The organism is Marinobacter gudaonensis (assembly GCF_900115175.1).
GTDB classification, from domain to species: Bacteria; Pseudomonadota; Gammaproteobacteria; order Pseudomonadales; family Oleiphilaceae; genus Marinobacter; species Marinobacter gudaonensis.
This window is the reverse complement of the sequence record NZ_FOYV01000003.1, coordinates 35295-51229: the sequence shown is the minus strand read 5'-3', so window position 1 is coordinate 51229 and position 15935 is coordinate 35295. Positions and strand designations below refer to the sequence as shown.

The 15935-nt window shown below is 61.7% G+C and carries 11 protein-coding genes; 4 read left to right on the top strand and 7 right to left on the bottom strand.

Translation table 11 applies throughout. The features are described 5' to 3' along the window. The first annotated feature begins 120 nt into the window (after positions 1-120). On the top strand, positions 121-1746 hold the full coding sequence (locus BM344_RS15070) for a methyl-accepting chemotaxis protein (RefSeq protein ID WP_091992013.1): 1626 nt from the start codon (positions 121-123) through the stop codon (positions 1744-1746). A 3-nt stretch (positions 1747-1749) separates the two neighbouring features. Here BM344_RS15070 and BM344_RS15065 read toward each other — a convergent pair whose 3' ends face one another. Together BM344_RS15065 and BM344_RS15060 are read right to left on the bottom strand one after the other, a co-directional pair. Beyond that, positions 1750-4833: an efflux RND transporter permease subunit gene (locus BM344_RS15065; RefSeq protein ID WP_091992011.1), complete on the bottom strand. Its 3084-nt coding sequence runs from the start codon at positions 4831-4833 to the stop codon at positions 1750-1752. A gap of 5 nt (positions 4834-4838) precedes the next feature. After that, a complete protein-coding gene (locus BM344_RS15060) occupies positions 4839-5921 on the bottom strand; it encodes an efflux RND transporter periplasmic adaptor subunit (RefSeq protein WP_091992009.1) in 1083 nt (360 codons plus the stop codon). A gap of 279 nt (positions 5922-6200) precedes the next feature. Between BM344_RS15060 and ilvG the strand changes: the two genes are divergently transcribed. Then, the gene (gene ilvG, locus BM344_RS15055) at positions 6201-7901 is read left to right on the top strand and encodes an acetolactate synthase 2 catalytic subunit (RefSeq protein ID WP_091992007.1); all 1701 of its coding nucleotides are present in this window, start codon (positions 6201-6203) and stop codon (positions 7899-7901) included. Further along, positions 7898-8176: an ACT domain-containing protein gene (locus BM344_RS15050; protein ID WP_091992005.1), complete on the top strand. Its 279-nt coding sequence runs from the start codon at positions 7898-7900 to the stop codon at positions 8174-8176. The genes ilvG and BM344_RS15050 overlap by 4 nt, the downstream gene beginning before the upstream one ends. A 495-nt stretch (positions 8177-8671) precedes the next feature. On the opposite strand, the gene cynS is transcribed toward BM344_RS15050, so the two are convergent. Genes cynS through BM344_RS15030 form a run of 4 tightly spaced genes read right to left on the bottom strand, consistent with a single transcriptional unit; the run spans position 8672 to position 12359 of the window. Beyond that, positions 8672-9115 carry a cyanase gene (cynS, locus tag BM344_RS15045; protein ID WP_091992003.1) on the bottom strand — a complete coding sequence of 148 codons (444 nt, stop codon included), beginning with the start codon at positions 9113-9115 and terminating at the stop codon, positions 8672-8674. A 28-nt stretch (positions 9116-9143) separates the two neighbouring features. Continuing rightward, positions 9144-10052, bottom strand: coding sequence for an ABC transporter ATP-binding protein (locus BM344_RS15040; RefSeq protein ID WP_091992001.1), 909 nt, complete (start codon positions 10050-10052; stop codon positions 9144-9146). Between the two features lie 55 nt (positions 10053-10107). Beyond that, positions 10108-10935, bottom strand: coding sequence for a nitrate ABC transporter permease (gene ntrB / locus BM344_RS15035; RefSeq protein ID WP_091991999.1), 828 nt, complete (start codon positions 10933-10935; stop codon positions 10108-10110). 2 nt (positions 10936-10937) lie between these two features. Then, positions 10938-12359, bottom strand: coding sequence for an ABC transporter substrate-binding protein (locus BM344_RS15030; RefSeq protein ID WP_091991997.1), 1422 nt, complete (start codon positions 12357-12359; stop codon positions 10938-10940). Positions 12360-12674: 315 nt separating this feature from the next. On the opposite strand from BM344_RS15030, the gene BM344_RS15025 reads away from it, so the two are divergent. Further along, positions 12675-14588, top strand: a complete 1914-nt coding sequence (locus BM344_RS15025; RefSeq protein WP_091991995.1) for a sigma 54-interacting transcriptional regulator — start codon at positions 12675-12677, stop codon at positions 14586-14588. A 20-nt stretch (positions 14589-14608) separates the two neighbouring features. Here BM344_RS15025 and BM344_RS15020 read toward each other — a convergent pair whose 3' ends face one another. After that, on the bottom strand, positions 14609-15790 hold the full coding sequence (locus BM344_RS15020; RefSeq protein WP_091991993.1) for an acetyl-CoA C-acyltransferase: 1182 nt from the start codon (positions 15788-15790) through the stop codon (positions 14609-14611). Between the last annotated feature and the right edge of the window lie 145 nt (positions 15791-15935).

Sequence of the window (15935 nt, the reverse complement as noted above, 5' to 3'; positions counted from 1 at the left end):
CACAATTCTCGTGCAATAAAGGCTCATGGTTATGCAAACGATGCCGACATTATCGTCGCCAATAATAAACGATTGCCAACGCCACTGATCTGTCACCTTCAACTTTTTCGGGAAGCTTCCATGGGCTGGTATTCAAAAAGCATTCTCAACCGGGTTCTCCTGGTTGTTCTTGCCGCGAACCTGGTAGTAGCGGCTGTGGCGGTCGTTTACCTCAATTTCTCTCTCAACGTCAAAGACGATTTTAACGATCTGGTTGGTAACCGGATGGTCACTGCTCTGGAGTCTCAGGATGTACTCTCGGAGTTCAAGACTCAGGTCCAGGAATGGAAAAACGTACTTATTCGCGGTTCCGATCCCGAACAGCTGGAGAAGTACTGGCAGCGTTTCCAGGACCGGGAGGCGGCGATCCAGTCCCAATTGAAAACACTGATTCCGCGCATGACCGAACCGGACGCCAAGGCTCTCATGACCCAGTTCAGTCAGGCCCATCGGGAGATGGGCCAGGCTTACCGACGCGGCTTTGAAGCCTTCACCCGTGCTGGCTTTGACCCCAACGCTGGCGACGAAGCGGTTCAGGGCATTGATCGGGAGCCGGCCCGCCTGATCCAGGAAGCAGCCCGGGCAGTTCGTGAAGACAGCCTGACCCGGGCCGAGGCGCTCAACACGACCGTGACCGAGCGCAGCTGGCTGGTGGCCAGCGTCCTGTTGCTGGCGATTGTTCTGGGTACGGTCGTGCTGATCCTGATTCTGATCTCCGGCGTGGTGCGCCCCGCCCAGAAACTGACGGCGCAGATTTCCCGGCTGGGCGACGGCGACCTGTCTGATCCTGTCACCATGCAGCGCGCGGACGAGCTGGGCCAATTGGCTGATGCTGCGCGCAACCTGCACCGTTTCCTGAGCGATACTGGTGCCCAGTTGAAGGACAATGCCCGGCAGCTGAACGATACCGGCGAGCTGATACGACTGAACGCTGACAGCGTGGTCAGTCAGTCGGACCTCGCCCACCAGCGGATTGAGCAGATCGCCACTGCCATGAATGAGATGTCGGCCACCGCCGAAGACGTTGCCCGGCACGCAGCGTCAGTGGCCACGGAGGTGGCTCAGACCTCCGAAGAAACCGCTACCGCCGACACGCAGATCAACCGGGCGGTGGACAGCATGCGCCGCCTTACCGACCAGATCCGCAGTTCCGCGCAAACCGTCAACCAACTGGCCAGCGACGGTAAGAAAGTGGGCGACGTCATGAAGGTCATCCGGGAGATTGCGGACCAGACCAACCTGCTGGCGCTGAATGCCGCCATTGAAGCCGCCCGCGCGGGCGAGGCCGGTCGGGGCTTTGCTGTGGTGGCGGATGAGGTCCGCAACCTGGCAGCCAAGACCCAGGAAGCCACCGTGGAGATCGACCAGATCATTGGGGCTATCAGCAATGCCTCGCGGGATGCTACCGAGTTCATGGAAGCGTCAGGCGTGGTGGCCGGAGAAAGCAGCGAAGCGGTAGAGGCGGTGCGTACCACACTCGCCGGCATCAACCACCGTATGGGCAGTATCAACGACGCCACCACGCAGGTTGCCACCGCCGCCGAGGAACAGACCAGCGTGTGTGAGGATATCAACCGCAACGTCACTGACGTTGCCGAAACCTCCGAGGCCATGCACCAGGCGGCCCAGAACAACTTGCGCACGGTGCCGGAACTTGAGGCCATGGCCACCCGCGCTCAGGACTTGGCCAACCGCATCCGGCACTAGCCATCAAGCGCCACGCACCCGTCCGGCCAGGCCCCGTATGGACCGGCCGGCCCGGTTTCCCAGCACCAGCAGGGCCGGTGTCAGCAGCAGGGTCAGCATGGTCGCGAAGGTGAGTCCGCCGGCAATGGCGCTGGAGAGCTGGGTCCACCACTGGGTGGAAGGCGCACCCAGGCCCAGGGAGGGCGTGAGCAGATCCACGTTCACGCCCAGTACCATGGGCATCAGACCCAAAACCGTCGTGATCGCAGTGAGCAGCACCGGCCTGAGACGCAGGCAACCGGTTTCCAGGGCTGCCTCATAGGCGTCCATGCCGTCCTTGCGCATCTGGTTGTAGGTGTCGATCAGAATGATGTTGTTGTTCACCACGATGCCCGCCAGGGCAATGGTGCCCATGCCCACCATCACTATGCCGAAGGACTGGCCGTTCACCAGGAGCCCCAACAGAACCCCGGCGGTGGATAGCACGATGGCCGACAGGATCAGGAAGGTCTGATACAGGGAATTGAACTGGGTCACCAGAATCAGCAGCATCAGGCCAATCGCCACCAGGAACGCGGTGGCCAGGAAGTTTGAAGCCTGCTGCTGGTCTTCATTCTCACCAGCGAACTTCACCGACACGCCCTCTGGCGGCTCGGGCATCGCGGCCTGGAGTGAACGCAGCAGTTCGTCCACCCGACGGCCCTCGGCCAGCTCGGATTTGATGGTGACGGTGCGCTGGCCATCCACCCGCACAATGCTGTTGGTCTTGTCACCCGGGCGCAGATCCACGAATTCCGACAACGGCACCTGGCCCCTGGGCGTGTTGATGGTCTGTCGCTGAAGATGGTCCAATTCCCGCCAGTTGTTGGGCACGCGGACCACAATATCGACTTCATCCCGCACGTCTTCCGGCCGGTAGGTAGCCAGAACCAGGCCGTTGGTAACCAGTCTGACCGCGCTGCCGATACCCAGCACGTCTGTACCAAAGCGCGCCGCCGCCTCGCGATCCACCTGCAGCCGCCACTCGATACCGGGCAGGCTACGATCGTCCTCGATGTCCACAAAGCCGCCCAGCTCGCGCATCTTTTCCTTGATCTCATTCACGTAGCCGTTCAGGTTGCCGGCACTGCGGCTGCTCACCTGCAGTTCAATGGGCTTACCCTCCGCCGGTCCGCCCTCCTGCTTGCGAAACTCCAGCTCTATGCCGGGAATGTCCGCCGTCAGATCGCGGAAATCCTCGAGGATGGCACTGGCCGGGCGACGGGTGAACCAGTCGGTAAACTGGAACTGCAGAACGCCGATCACATCCGGCGCCAACTGCGACCCGGGGCGAACCATTGAACGTGCGTAGAGGGCCTTCACCTCGGGCATGCCACGCAGACGCTGTTCCACCTCCCGCACAATGGCATCCCGCTCCCAAACGGAGAGATCGCCCCGGGCCCTGACCTGTACCTGCGCCGAATCCGGCTCCACGCTCGGGAAAAACTCCACCCCATGGTTGAAGCGCGCATAGGCCACGTAGATCACGCCAATCACCAGCAGTACGCCCACCAGAGTCAGACCCGGCGATTGCAGAAGTCGGGTCAGCAGCTGGCGATACCCTTGCATCAGCCGCCCGCCCGGCTGCGTGTTGAGTGACCGCCGACCACCACTGACGCTGCCCAGCACCGGCAGGAACACGAGCGCCATCGCCAGGGACGCAATCAGGCAGATGATCACCGTCAGCGGCAGGAACTTCATGAACTCACCGACCACACCGGGCCAGAACAGCAGTGGCAGAAATACCGCCAGGGTGGTGGCGGTGGAGGCGATGATGGGCCAGGCCATGCGACTGGCCGCCTCGGCCCAGGCGTGCCTGACCGGATGACCCTCGGTCAGGTTACGGTCCGCCAGCTCGGAGACCACGATGGCGCCGTCCACCAGCATGCCCGCCACCAGAATCAGGCTGAAGAGCACCACGATATTGAGGGTCAGCCCCATGCTCCAGATCACCAGGATACCGGTGAGGAAGGCACCGGGAATGGTCAGTCCGACCATCACCGCCGAGCGCGGCCCCATGGCGGCAATCACCACGATCAACACCAGTACAATGGCCGTCAGTACGTTGTTGAGCAGGTCGCTTAGAATGTCCCTCACTTCCTGGGACTGATCCATGATGTAGCGTATTTCCAGCGAGTTCGGCAGCTGCGGCCTGGCCTCGTCAATCAGCTCACGAACCTGGGCGATGGTCTCGATGATGTTGGCACCGGCACGTTTGGACACTTCCAGCACCAGGGCCGGCTCGCCGTTGATGCGGGCAAAACCGGTGGGGTCCTTGAAGGTGCGCTGGAGCATGGCGACATCGCCGAAAGTCACCACCGTATCGCCGTCCACCTTCACGGGCATGGACATGACATCCTCGATGGTCTCGATCACACCCGGGACTTTCAAAGCCATGCGACCGTTACCGGTGTCCAGGGAGCCTGCCGCCACCAACTGATTGTTCCGGGTAACCAGGGCGGCCAGCTGGTCAAAATCAATGCCGTAGCTCTCCAGCACCTGGGGGTCCACCACAATCTCGAGCAGGTCCTCCCGGTCGCCGCCGATGTCCACTTCCAGCACTTCCGGAATGGACTCGATAGCATCCTGGAATCGGCGGGCAATGGTGATCAGCTCACGTTCCGACAGCGGCCCCGACAACCCCACCGACAGCACCGGGAACAGGGAAACGTTGATCTCGTTCACCCTGGGCTCATCCGCTTCCTCGGGCAGCTTGGTTCGAGCCGTGTCCACCTTCTCCCGAACGTCCTGCAGCGCCTTGTCCGGGTCGAAACCGGCATCGAACTCCAGCATCACCGAGGCATGGCCTTCCGAGGCGGTACCGCGCATTTCCTTGATGCCTTCCAGGGAACGCAGCTCCTGCTCCATTGGCCGCACCAGCAACCGCTCCGCGTCCTCCGGACTGATGCCATCCAGTGTCATCGAAACGTAGATCATCGGGATGGTGACGTCGGGATTGGCTTCCTTCGGGATGGTCTGGAACGCTGCCAGCCCGCCCAGAATCAGGAACAGCAATGTCAGCAACGTGGTCCGGCTGCGATCAATGGCGGCGAAAATGAGGGTGCGCATCGGCTTTAGCCCCGGTTTTCAGCTGCGTCAACGGGCACTACCTGCTCGCCGATACTGACAAAGCCGCCACCCCGGGTAATCAGCCGGATCTCCTCCGGCAGGCCGGTCACCCAGGCGCCCTCGGTGGACACGCTCAGCAGCTTCACCCGGCCGAACGCCACCTCATTGTTACCATTCACGTACTTCACTCCGGGTCGTCCATCATCGCCGAGCGACAGATAGGCGGGCGAAATGAACATCGCTTTCACCTCCGGCAGGGCTACACGCAGGCTCGCACTGCCGCCGGCAATCCGTTTGCGATCCGGATTTTCCACCGCGATCTCTACCGCAAAACTGCGGGTTTCCGGTGACGCGGCACTGGCTACAAAGGTCACGACACCCGAGAGCTGGCTGCCGTCCAGAAGATCCACGCGCACCGCCTGGCCCGGCGCAACATCCGCCACCGATTGCTGGGGCACCCGGGCGGTTGCCTTCAGGCGATCCACCTGCACCAGTTCAAGCAGCGGTGAGCCAATCTGCACCAGGTCACCGGTATCCACAGATTTCTGGTTGATGATGCCATCAAAGGGCGCTTCCGGAGTCAGGTGGTCGACGACCTGCCGGGCAATGGCCAGTTCGGCACGCGCCGCCGCAAGGTCGCTTTCAAGGCCAAGGACCTCGGATTCTGCGGCCAGGTTGCCAGACCGCAGGCGCCTGGCCGCCGCCAGATCAGCCTCCAGTTTCTTGACCCGGGACTGCCAACGCAGAACCTCGGCATTGCGCCCTTCATCAGAGATCTCCAGCAGTTGCTGACCCTGGCGTACGTCATCTCCCAGCCCCACAGACAGGGATTCCACCCGGCCCGACACCTGGGCACTGAGCATCACCGAACGCCAGGGCTCAAGCTGGCCCTGGAGCATAAGCCCGGGTTCATGGAGCCTGGCACTCAGGGTTTCCACCTGCACGCTGGTGAGTGAGTCCTCGACGTTCTCCTGGCGTTGCGGCGCCTCTTCGCTGGCCACCTTCACTTCCCCGATCGCCATCCAGATCACCAGAACCACCACGATCAGTAGAGAAAGCCCGATCGACCCCCATTTTGCTTTCGTCATTGAATGCTCTCTGTAAATAAGGCTTGCGCCCGGCTAAAAACGTGGGTTAGATTCTACACAGAATCGTTTTATGAATTCAGAGCAGACCGTCGATTTTATGAATCTCAACTCAGTGATTGTCCTTGTGAAGCTCGTCCTGGTGGTCGTGGTACCGTCCGGGGGCTTTTGCGTGGACAAGCGGGTGAGATAGCGACAACCTGACAAGACACCAGAAACCCCCGGCACCGAAAGGTCCCGGGGGTTTCTTTTTTTACGGCAAAAGAAAAGGGAAAAACGACCATGAACGGCGCACAGCACATTCTTGAAGCGTTCCACCGCCACCACATCAGCACGGTATTCGGCTACCCCGGCGGCTGCATCATGCCGCTCTATGACGCGCTGGTGGACGATGTGGGTGTGGAACACGTGCTGTGCCGCCACGAACAGGCCTGCGCCCTGGCCGCCGACGGCTACGCCCGGGCCAGTGGCAAGCTGGGCGTGTGCATTGCCACCTCCGGGCCCGGTGCCACCAACCTGATTACCGGCGTGGCCAACGCCCACCGGGATTCCATTCCCATGCTGGTGATCACCGGCCAGGTGCCCTCCGGACTGATCGGCACCGACGCCTTCCAGGAAACCGACGTACTCGGCATGACCCTGGGCATCGTCAAACACAGCTACCTGATCGACGATGCGGACAGCCTGCCCGGCATCTTGGAAGAGGCGATTGAACTCGCCCAGAGCGGTCGCCCCGGTCCGGTCTGGATTGATATCCCTAAAGACCTGTTGCTGACCGAAGTGGCCGAGGCGCCCGCCCCTCAACAGTCGACCGCCTCCAACGCCGCTCCGGATCTGACCGACGCCCTGGCCATGCTGCGAACAGCCCGCAAGCCCCTGCTCTACAGCGGCGGCGGCATCAGCCTGGCCCACGCCGAGGAAAGCTTCCGTGCCTTTGCCGGAACCTCCGCCTTGCCCGCGGTCGTCACCCTGAAGGGCATCGGCAATGCCGGCAAGCACAACCCCTACAACCTCGGCATGCTGGGCATGCACGGCTCCCGGGCGGCCAACAAGGCGGTGGACGAATGCGACCTGCTGCTGGTGATCGGCGCCCGCCTGGACGACCGGGCCACCGGCAAGCTGGACGGCTTTGCCCCGAACGCCCGGATGATCCACATCGACGCCGACGCCGCCGAGATCAACAAACTGCGCCCGGCCGACCTGGCTATCCGTGGCGACCTGAACGCTATTCTGTCGGCGCTCACCGAGGCGTTTGAGAAACAGCCGCTGGCCATTGCCCCCTGGCAGAAGCAGTGCCGAACGTGGCACACCACTGGCGGCTTCCACGCCGCCGACAACGAAGAGCCCCTGGCCCCGATCACCGGCCCGGCGTTCATCCGCCAGCTGTCACGGATTGCCCCGGACGACACCGTCATCGCCTGCGACGTGGGCCAGCACCAGATGTGGGTGGCCCAGCACTACGAGTTCGACCACCCGCGCCACCACCTCACCAGCGGTGGCCTGGGCACCATGGGCTTCGGCCTGCCCGCCGCCATCGGAGCGCAGTTTGCAGATCGCAACAGCACCGTGATCAACGTTACCGGCGATGGCTCGTTCATGATGAACGCACAGGAACTGGCCACCATCCGCCGCTACAACCTGCCGGTGAAACTGATCGTCATGGACAACCAGTGCCTGGGCATGGTCCGCCAGCAGCAGGAGCTGTTCTACAACAACCGGGAAAGCCAGATAAACCTGGACGACAACCCCGACTTCGTAGCCATGGCCCGGGCCTTCGACATCCCGGCCCTGCACATCGAACGCACCGACCAGATCCGCCGGGGCATCGAAACCATACTGGCCTACAACGGCCCGATGCTGCTGCACGTGGCCATCAGCCGCGACGAAAACGTCTGGCCCATCGTCAAACCCGGCGCCAGCAACACCGACATGATCGACGAAACCCGACGCACCACAAACAACAAGCAGGAGCAGGTAGCATGAACCCGCAAAGCCAGCCAGCAACGCCCAGCTACACCATCCACTGCCGAATGAATCAGGAAGCGGCCGCCCTGGAACGCCTTTGCCAGGTGGTCCGCATCCGCGGGTTCCGAATCGCCACAATGGCGGTAGAGACCGCCGGGGAGCACCTGAACATCGCCCTCACCCTGGAAGGCACCCGGCCGATTGCCATGTTGCAGTCGCAACTGGAGAAGCTGCATACGGTTGCTGAGGTGGCGCTTGCTTCCGGGGGCGTGGCTCGGTCTCGGTTGGCCTGAGGTTTGGCGGGTATAGTCTTTTTGTAGCCTGAGGGTTGGCGGGCAGGTTTCTCTTTAGCCTGAGGTTTGGCGGGCAGGTACGCGGGTGGCGGTATTTTTTCTTCGGGGAAAAGAACTCGCTTCGCTCAGACACCTTTTCCCTGTCAGAAAAAATACCGCCACCCCCTACCGACGGGCAGAAACGATAGACCAAATGAAAGAAAAAGACCTTAATGCAGAATCAGGAGTTTGTAGGTCGGATTAGCAAAGCGTAATCCGACAAAATCTGTTGGATTACGCCTACGGCTAATCCAACCTACACGAGCACAAGAGTCTTTAACCTCGTGAACCCCTGTTGCACGTCGGCGCGGGGTGGTAGGTGGATTTTTCGCCGGAAAAAGGTGTCTGAGCGAAGCGAGTTCTTTTTCCAAGAAAAACTCCACCTGCCACCCCGCAGGCCCGCCCCCCAGCCAACAGGCTACAAGGACGAGACCTCCGAGGTTAAAGAACCCAGGGTTACCAGGCCTTATAGGGCAGGAATTTCCCGTTCATGGTGACCACCACACGGTCGCCCTTCGGATTCTCTTCCTTCTCGATGTCCATGGTGAAATCGATGGCACTCATGATGCCGTCACCGAACTTCTCATGGATGAGTTCCTTCATGGTGTCGCCGTATACGCCGACCACTTCATACAGACGGTAGATCAGCGGGTCCTGGGGAACGGCGCCGTCCCAGGCTTTCTTCGGGCACACCTGCAGGGCTTCCGCCACCGGCTTTTCCAGGCCCAGGGTTTCGCACAGGGCGAACGCCTTGTCTTCGGTGAGGCTGTTCATGCCCAGGGCGGCCGAGGTGGTGAACACGGGGGACATGCCGATGGCTTCGGCAATGGCTTCCCAGGTCATGCCCTTGGCGACTTTGGCTTCCAGGATTTTGGCGGTCATCAGTTCTTTGTTCATCATGGCTGTTTTCCTCTCTTGGGTTGTTACGTCAGGCATTCACCGCGCGCGCGGCGGTTTCAGATTCGGATTCGGTGTCAGAGGCCTCGGGCGACGATTGCGCGACACCTTTGGCAGGTTCGGCGACTTTCGGGGTGCCGTCTTTTTCCGGCAGGGCCGAGCCGCTGCGGTTCACCAGGAAGTCCACCAGGTAATCCCGGGTCTTGTGGTAGGCCGGGTTCTGGAAGATGGTGGAGCGGGCCCGTGGGTGCGGGATATCCACTTTCACGCTTTCGGCGATCCGGGCGTTGGGGCCGTTGGACATCAGGAAGATGCGATCGGACAGCAGGATGGCCTCATCCACGTCATGGGTGATCATGAAGACGGTCTGGCGGGTTTCTTCCCAGATTTTCACCAGCTCGTCCTGGATCACGCCCCGTGTCAGGGCATCCAGCGCGCCGAAGGGTTCGTCCAGCAGCAACAGTTCCGGCTGGGTGGCGAAGGCCCGGGCGATACTCACCCGCTGGCGCATACCGCCGGACAGCTGCGAGGGCTTTCGGTTCATGGCGTGCTCCAGGCCCACCATTTTCAGGTAGCGCTCGCTGTGTTCCCTCACTTTTTCCTTGGACCAGCTGGGCCAGCGCGCTTTAACCGCAAACACGATGTTGTTTAGGGCGGTTTTCCAGGGCAGCAGGCTGTAGTTCTGGAACACCACGCCACGCTCAAGACCCGGGCCTTTGATTTCCTTGCCGTTCATCACCACGTTGCCGGCGCTGGCTTCGTCCAGGCCTGCCAGCACGTTCAGGATGGTGGATTTGCCGCAGCCCGAGTGGCCGATGATGCAGACAAACTCCCCTTTCTCCAGGGCAAAGCGGACATCCTCGAAGACGGTCAGCTCACCGCCCTGGCCGTCCGGGTAGATCTTGGACAGACCATCTACTTCCAGGAATGACTTACTCATAACAGGTCTCCGTTCGGAGGGTTGAGGCCGGCACCGCAGACCGGTGCCGGGCCGCTCATTCTTTGTATTCCACCAGTTTCTGGGCCTTGCCCAGGGCCAGGTCCAGCAGCATGCCCACCACCCCGATCATCAGGATGGAGAAGATCACACTGGCCAGATCCAGGTTGTTCCATTCGTTCCACACGTAGTAGCCAATGCCGGTGCCGCCCACGAGCATCTCCGCGGCCACGATCACCAGCCAGGCGATGCCGATGGAGATGCGCATGCCGGTGAGGATGGTGGGCGCCGCGGCCGGCAGGATGACCGTGAGCGCGGTCTTGATCGGGCTGAGTTCGTGGGTGCGGGCCACGTTCACCCAGTCCTGCCGGACGTTGGCCACACCAAAGGCAGTGTTCAGGAGCATCGGCCAGATCGAGCAGATAAAGATCACGAAGATCGCCGAGGCGTCGGAGTCCTGGATGATGAACAGCGCCAAGGGCATCCAGGCCAGCGGCGAGATCGGCCGCAGCACCTGGATGTACGGGTTCAGGGCCTTGTACATCAGCGGCGACATGCCGATCAGGAAGCCGATGGGCAACGCGATGGCCATGGCCGCCAGGTAGCCGGTGAGTACCCGGTACACTGAGTAGGCCAGCTGGATGCCGATGCCCTTGTCGTTGGCGCCGGCGTCATAGAACGGATTGGACAGCTCTGCCCAGGCCAGCTTGATCACCGCCGACGGTGGCGGCACCCGGGATTCCTGTTCCGCCCCGCCCATGAGCATTTCGTATTCGGTGAGCCCGGTCTGGGCCTCCGGGGGCTGGGTTGCCATTTCCCAGAGCCCCAGGGCCAGAATCAGGAACGACACCGACAGCAGGGCTGCGCGTACGTTCAGGGAAGCCATGGTTACACCCTCCCGATGGCAAAGCTGCGGGCGTACTCTTCCGCGCTGTCCGGATCGAAGGTCTTGCCCATGATGGTGTGGGTCTTGTAGGTCTTGTCCGGCGCGCTGTAGCCCATCTCCTCCATCAGCTTGCCGGTCTCACCGGCCAGATAGACCTGCTCGGCAATGCCCTTGTAGTCCACATCGCCCTCGATGTAGCCCCAGCGCTTCATCTGGGTGAGGATCCACACGCCCATGGAGTGCCACGGGAATGGGTCGAAATCGATACGGTCCGGCACGTTTTTCACTTCGCCCAGGCCGTCGGCGTAGTAGCCGGTCAGCACCTGCTGGATCACCGGCACCGGCTGGTTCAGGTAGTTCTTGGGCGCGATGGCTTCGGAGATTTCCTTGCGGTTCTCCGGGTTGTTGGAGTACTGGGTGGCATCAATGATGGCCCGCAGCAGGGCGCCGTAGGTGTTCGGGTTCTCGGTGGCGAACTGCTGGCTGCAGGCGAAGGCGCAGCAGGGGTGGCCTTCCCAGATATCCTTGGTGAGCATGTGAATGAAGCCCACTTTCTCCCACACGGCACGCTGGTTGAACGGGTCCGGGCTCAGGTAACCATCGAGGTTGCCGGCGCGCAGGTTGGCCACCATTTCGGGTGGCGGTACCACACGGATCTGCACGTCGGTGTCCGGGTCGATGCCGTTCTCGGCCAGGTAGTAGCGCAGCAGGAAGTTGTGCATGGAATACTCGAACGGCACACCAAACTTGAAGCCCTTCCACTGTTTGGGATCGCGTTTGTCCTTGTGGTCCACGTGCAGAACGATGGCCTGGCCGTTGATGTTCTCTACCGCCGGCATGATGAATGGCTCGGGCGTGGAGCCGGCACCCATGGTCATGGCCAGGGGCATGGGGGTGAGCATGTGGGAGGCGTCGTATTCACCGGCCAGGGACTTGTCCCGGGCGACTGCCCAGCCCGCGGTCTTGGTTACGGTCACATCCAGGCCATAACGCTCATAAAAGCCCATGGGGTGAGCCATAATGATCGGTGTGGCGCAGGTAATGGGCACGAAACCGACGTTCAGCTTGGTCTTCTCCAGCTTGCCAAGGGACTCCTTCACCGCGGCTTTGGCCTTGTCCATGGGGAACACACTACCAAGCAGCGCGGCGGCGGTACCCGCGCCCATCATCTTCATGAAGCTGCGGCGGCTGTGATCGTTGTGGCCAAACACGGAGCGCACCACGGCGCTCTCGATAGCGCGATCCATCATCGCTTCGGAGTCCATTCGCTCCTCTGCTGCTCCCTGGCGGCTGGCCGCAGGTTTCAGATCAAGCGAAATGGAAGGTGCAGTGTCACCGGGCTGGCACTCATGGCAGCCGCAGTTCTTGGCGTGGATCAGGGACTTGTCACCGTCAAAGGGATTTCCAAGGCTTTTCGTGGTCATTGGGCACTCTCCTGGGTAATGGACCTGGTTTTCAGGGTGTTTCTGCACTCTTTTGGTGCTACTAACGGTGCGACTCGGACTCGGTGGCAACATCGCATCGGGTCGGCTTCGCGTTCTGAAGGTGATATGGCAGGGTTTGTGCCAAGTCCGAATATTTTTGCAACACCCTGTTTTCGTTAATTTTTTATTGGCCTAGTTGGTCTGCCGGACACTACGATTTTTCGTAATTAACGATTTTTCGTAGTTAAGGCTGCGATATTTCGTAGTTGGCATGGGGTTTGTACTGGCGAGTTCAGACTGACCCAGGACATCGCCATGAACACCGACACCCGCATTGCGCTCTTCGACAACCTGGAGTGGATTGATCACCTGCCGGAAGCGGCCCTTCTGGTGGATGCCGGCCGCGACCTGATCCTCGCGGCCAACAGTGCCATGGGCCGACTGATCGGCACTGATCGCAAGTCGATAAGTGGCAAACCCTGCACCCAGCTGTTCACCGACCAGCGCCCGCAGCTGATTGCCTTTACCGAGGAAACCCTGTTCCGCAGCCAGGGCTGGAGCCGGGATTTCTTCCTGCAGCACCGGGACGGCCATACGGTGGAACTGGAAATTTCCTCCTCGCGGGTGGGTGAGGCCGAATCCCAGAACCTGCTGTTGCTGCTGCGTGACCGCCGCCAGCTGCGCACCCTGAGGGAGCGTCACGATGCCAACCACTATCACCGGGGTGGCCTGTTGGAGTGGCGCCGGGTGGAGGAGTTGTTCAAGGACATGGAGCGGGAAAACCAGCTGATCCTGCATGCGGTGGGCGAAGGCATCTATGGCGTGGATGCCGAGGGTCGCACCACCTTCGCCAATCCGGCGGCGGAACGCATGCTGGGCTGGCGCATTGATGAACTCATGGGGCGTGTGATCCATCGGGTCGTGCATCACTCGCACGAAGACGGCTCCATTTTTCCACTCAAGGAATGCCCCATCTACGCCGCCTTCCGGGATGGCAGCGTCAAGCGTGTGGGCGAGGACTGGTTCTGGCGCAAGGATGGCAGCGGCTTCCCCGTTGAATACACGAGCACACCGATTCTCGATAACGGCCACCCAGTGGGCGCCGTGGTGGTGTTCCGTGATATCTCGGCCCGCCTCGAGGCCCGCCAGGAACTGCAGGAGGCCCTGAAGGAAGTGGAAACCCTCAAGCACCGGCTGGAAATGGAGAACGCCTACCTGCAGGAGGAACTGAGCGCCGAGTACCACTTCCACGAGATCTTCGGCCAGAGCGATGCCATCAAGGCCATTGTGCGGCGCATTGGCATGGTGGCGCCCACCGACGCCAACGTGCTTATCACCGGCGAGTCCGGCACCGGCAAGGAGCTGATTGCCCGCGCCATCCACCAGTCCAGCAGCCGGCGCGATCGGCCTCTGATCCGGGTGAACTGCGCCGCCATCCCCAAGGATCTGTTCGAGAGCGAGTTCTTCGGCCACATCAAGGGCGCCTTCACCGGCGCCGTCAGCGACCGTGTGGGCCGGTTCGAACTGGCCGACGGCGGCACCCTGTTCCTGGACGAAGTGGGGGAAATCCCGCTGGAACTTCAGGGCAAACTGCTGCGGGTGCTACAGGATCAGCAGTTCGAGCGGGTGGGCGAAAACCGGACCCGGGCCGTGGACGTTCGAGTCATTGCCGCCACCAACCGCGACCTCAAAGCCGAGGTCCAGCACAAGACCTTCCGGGAGGACCTCTATTTCCGACTGAACGTCTTCCCCATCGAGTCCGTGCCCCTGCGACGTCGCCTGGAAGACATCCCGATTCTGGCCCAGGAATTCCTCAACCGGGCCTGCCAGAAATTCAACCGCCCCACCCTGGTCCTGCGGGAAAGGGATGTGGAAACCCTGAAGGCCTACCACTGGCCGGGCAACGTGCGGGAGTTGGAGAATGTAATCGAGCGCCAGGTGATCACTGCCGACGGGCGCCTGGATCTGGATCTGCTGGGGCAGGATACAGCCGCCCTGACACCCAGCGTACCAACACCGCCGACCAGGCATTTTGACGGTGACTTGCTGACAGAAGAAGAGCTTCGGGAACTGGAAAAGCGAAACCTGGTTCGTGCCCTTAAAATCAGCGGCGGGCGGGTGTTTGGCGACGACGGCGCCGCGGCGCTTCTGGGCGTAAAGCCCACCACCCTTACATCAAGGCTGAAAAAACTGAAAATCGAACCGAGGCAATATCAGGCCGGGGCGTGATGCCCCGGCGCGAAGCGAGTTTACATCAACTCGATGGCAACAGCGGTACCCTCACCACCCCCAATACACAGCGAAGCCACGCCACGCTTGAGGCCACGCTGCTTGAGCGCGTTGATCAGAGTCACGATGATCCGCGAGCCCGAGGAGCCAATCGGATGCCCCAGGGCGCAGGCGCCACCGTGCACGTTCACCTTCTCGGCCGGCAGCTTGAGCTCGTTCATGGCGGCCAGGGTCACCACCGCGAAGGCCTCATTGATCTCGAACAGATCCACGTCATCCTTGTTCCAGCCGGCTTTCTTGAGCACTTTCTCGATGGCGCCGATCGGAGCCAGCGTGAACTCGGCCGGCAGGCGGGCGTGGGTGGCGTGGGCCACAATTCGGGCCTGGGGCACCAGACCGCGGGCATCGGCTTCGGCGGCGGAGGCCAGTACGAGGGCGGAGGCACCATCACTGATGGAGCTGGAGTTGGCAGCGGTGACCGAACCGTCCTTGGCAAAGGCGGGCTTCAGGTGCGGAATCTTCTCGGGCTTGGCGTTGCCCGGCTGTTCATCGGTATCCACCTCGATGTCACCGCCGCGGCCAGACACGGTTACCGGGACGATTTCGTCGCGGAACCAGCCGTTCTCGATCGCCGCCAGGGATTTCTGCAGGGATGCGATGGCAAATTCGTCCATGGCCTGGCGGCTGATGTCGAACTTGTCGGCGGTGCGCTGGGCAAACACGCCCATCAGGCCGCCCTCGTAGGCGTCTTCAAGGCCATCGAGGAACATACTGTCCATCACCTGGCCATGACCCATGCGCATGCCACCACGGGCCTTGGGCAGCAGGTACGGCGCCTGGCTCATGTTTTCCATACCGCCGGCGATCATGACGTTGTTGGTGCCGGCCTTGATCTGATCGTGGGCCATGATCACGGCCTGCATGCCGGAGCCGCACATTTTGTTGATGGTGGTACAGCCGGAGCTGTCCGGGATGCCAGAGGCACGGGAGGCCTGGCGCGCCGGGGCCTGGCCGAGGCCAGCGGGCAGTACGCAGCCCATGATCACTTCCTGGATGTCCGCCGGCTGCAGGCCGGCCCGCTCTATGGCGGCCTTGATGGAGATGGCGCCCAGTTGCGGGGAGCGTACCGAGCTCAGGGAGCCCATCATGCCGCCCATGGGGGTTCTTGCTGAGCCTGCGATTACCACATCATTGCTGTTCATTTGGTTGTCCTCCTGATTCTGTGGAAGGCCCGATCAGGGGGCAGCCTCTCCGGAACACGCTGTAAATACTTCCCTGTACGCTTGACTGCAGCATCCATGCTGCAGACAGTCCCGGAGAGGCTGCCCCCTGCTCGGACCCCGAGCA

Coding starts and splice junctions, on each gene's coding strand:
- BM344_RS15070 (WP_091992013.1), top strand. CDS start 121: ATGGGCTGGTATTCAAAAAGCATTCTCAACCGGGTTCTCCTGGTTGTT.
- BM344_RS15065 (WP_091992011.1), bottom strand. CDS start 4,833: ATGCGCACCCTCATTTTCGCCGCCATTGATCGCAGCCGGACCACGTTG.
- BM344_RS15040 (WP_091992001.1), bottom strand. CDS start 10,052: ATGAGTAAGTCATTCCTGGAAGTAGATGGTCTGTCCAAGATCTACCCG.
- BM344_RS15025 (WP_091991995.1), top strand. CDS start 12,675: ATGAACACCGACACCCGCATTGCGCTCTTCGACAACCTGGAGTGGATT.
- BM344_RS15050 (WP_091992005.1), top strand. CDS start 7,898: ATGAACCCGCAAAGCCAGCCAGCAACGCCCAGCTACACCATCCACTGC.
- BM344_RS15020 (WP_091991993.1), bottom strand. CDS start 15,790: ATGAACAGCAATGATGTGGTAATCGCAGGCTCAGCAAGAACCCCCATG.
- ntrB (WP_091991999.1), bottom strand. CDS start 10,935: ATGGCTTCCCTGAACGTACGCGCAGCCCTGCTGTCGGTGTCGTTCCTG.
- BM344_RS15030 (WP_091991997.1), bottom strand. CDS start 12,359: ATGACCACGAAAAGCCTTGGAAATCCCTTTGACGGTGACAAGTCCCTG.
- cynS (WP_091992003.1), bottom strand. CDS start 9,115: ATGATGAACAAAGAACTGATGACCGCCAAAATCCTGGAAGCCAAAGTC.
- BM344_RS15060 (WP_091992009.1), bottom strand. CDS start 5,921: ATGACGAAAGCAAAATGGGGGTCGATCGGGCTTTCTCTACTGATCGTG.
- ilvG (WP_091992007.1), top strand. CDS start 6,201: ATGAACGGCGCACAGCACATTCTTGAAGCGTTCCACCGCCACCACATC.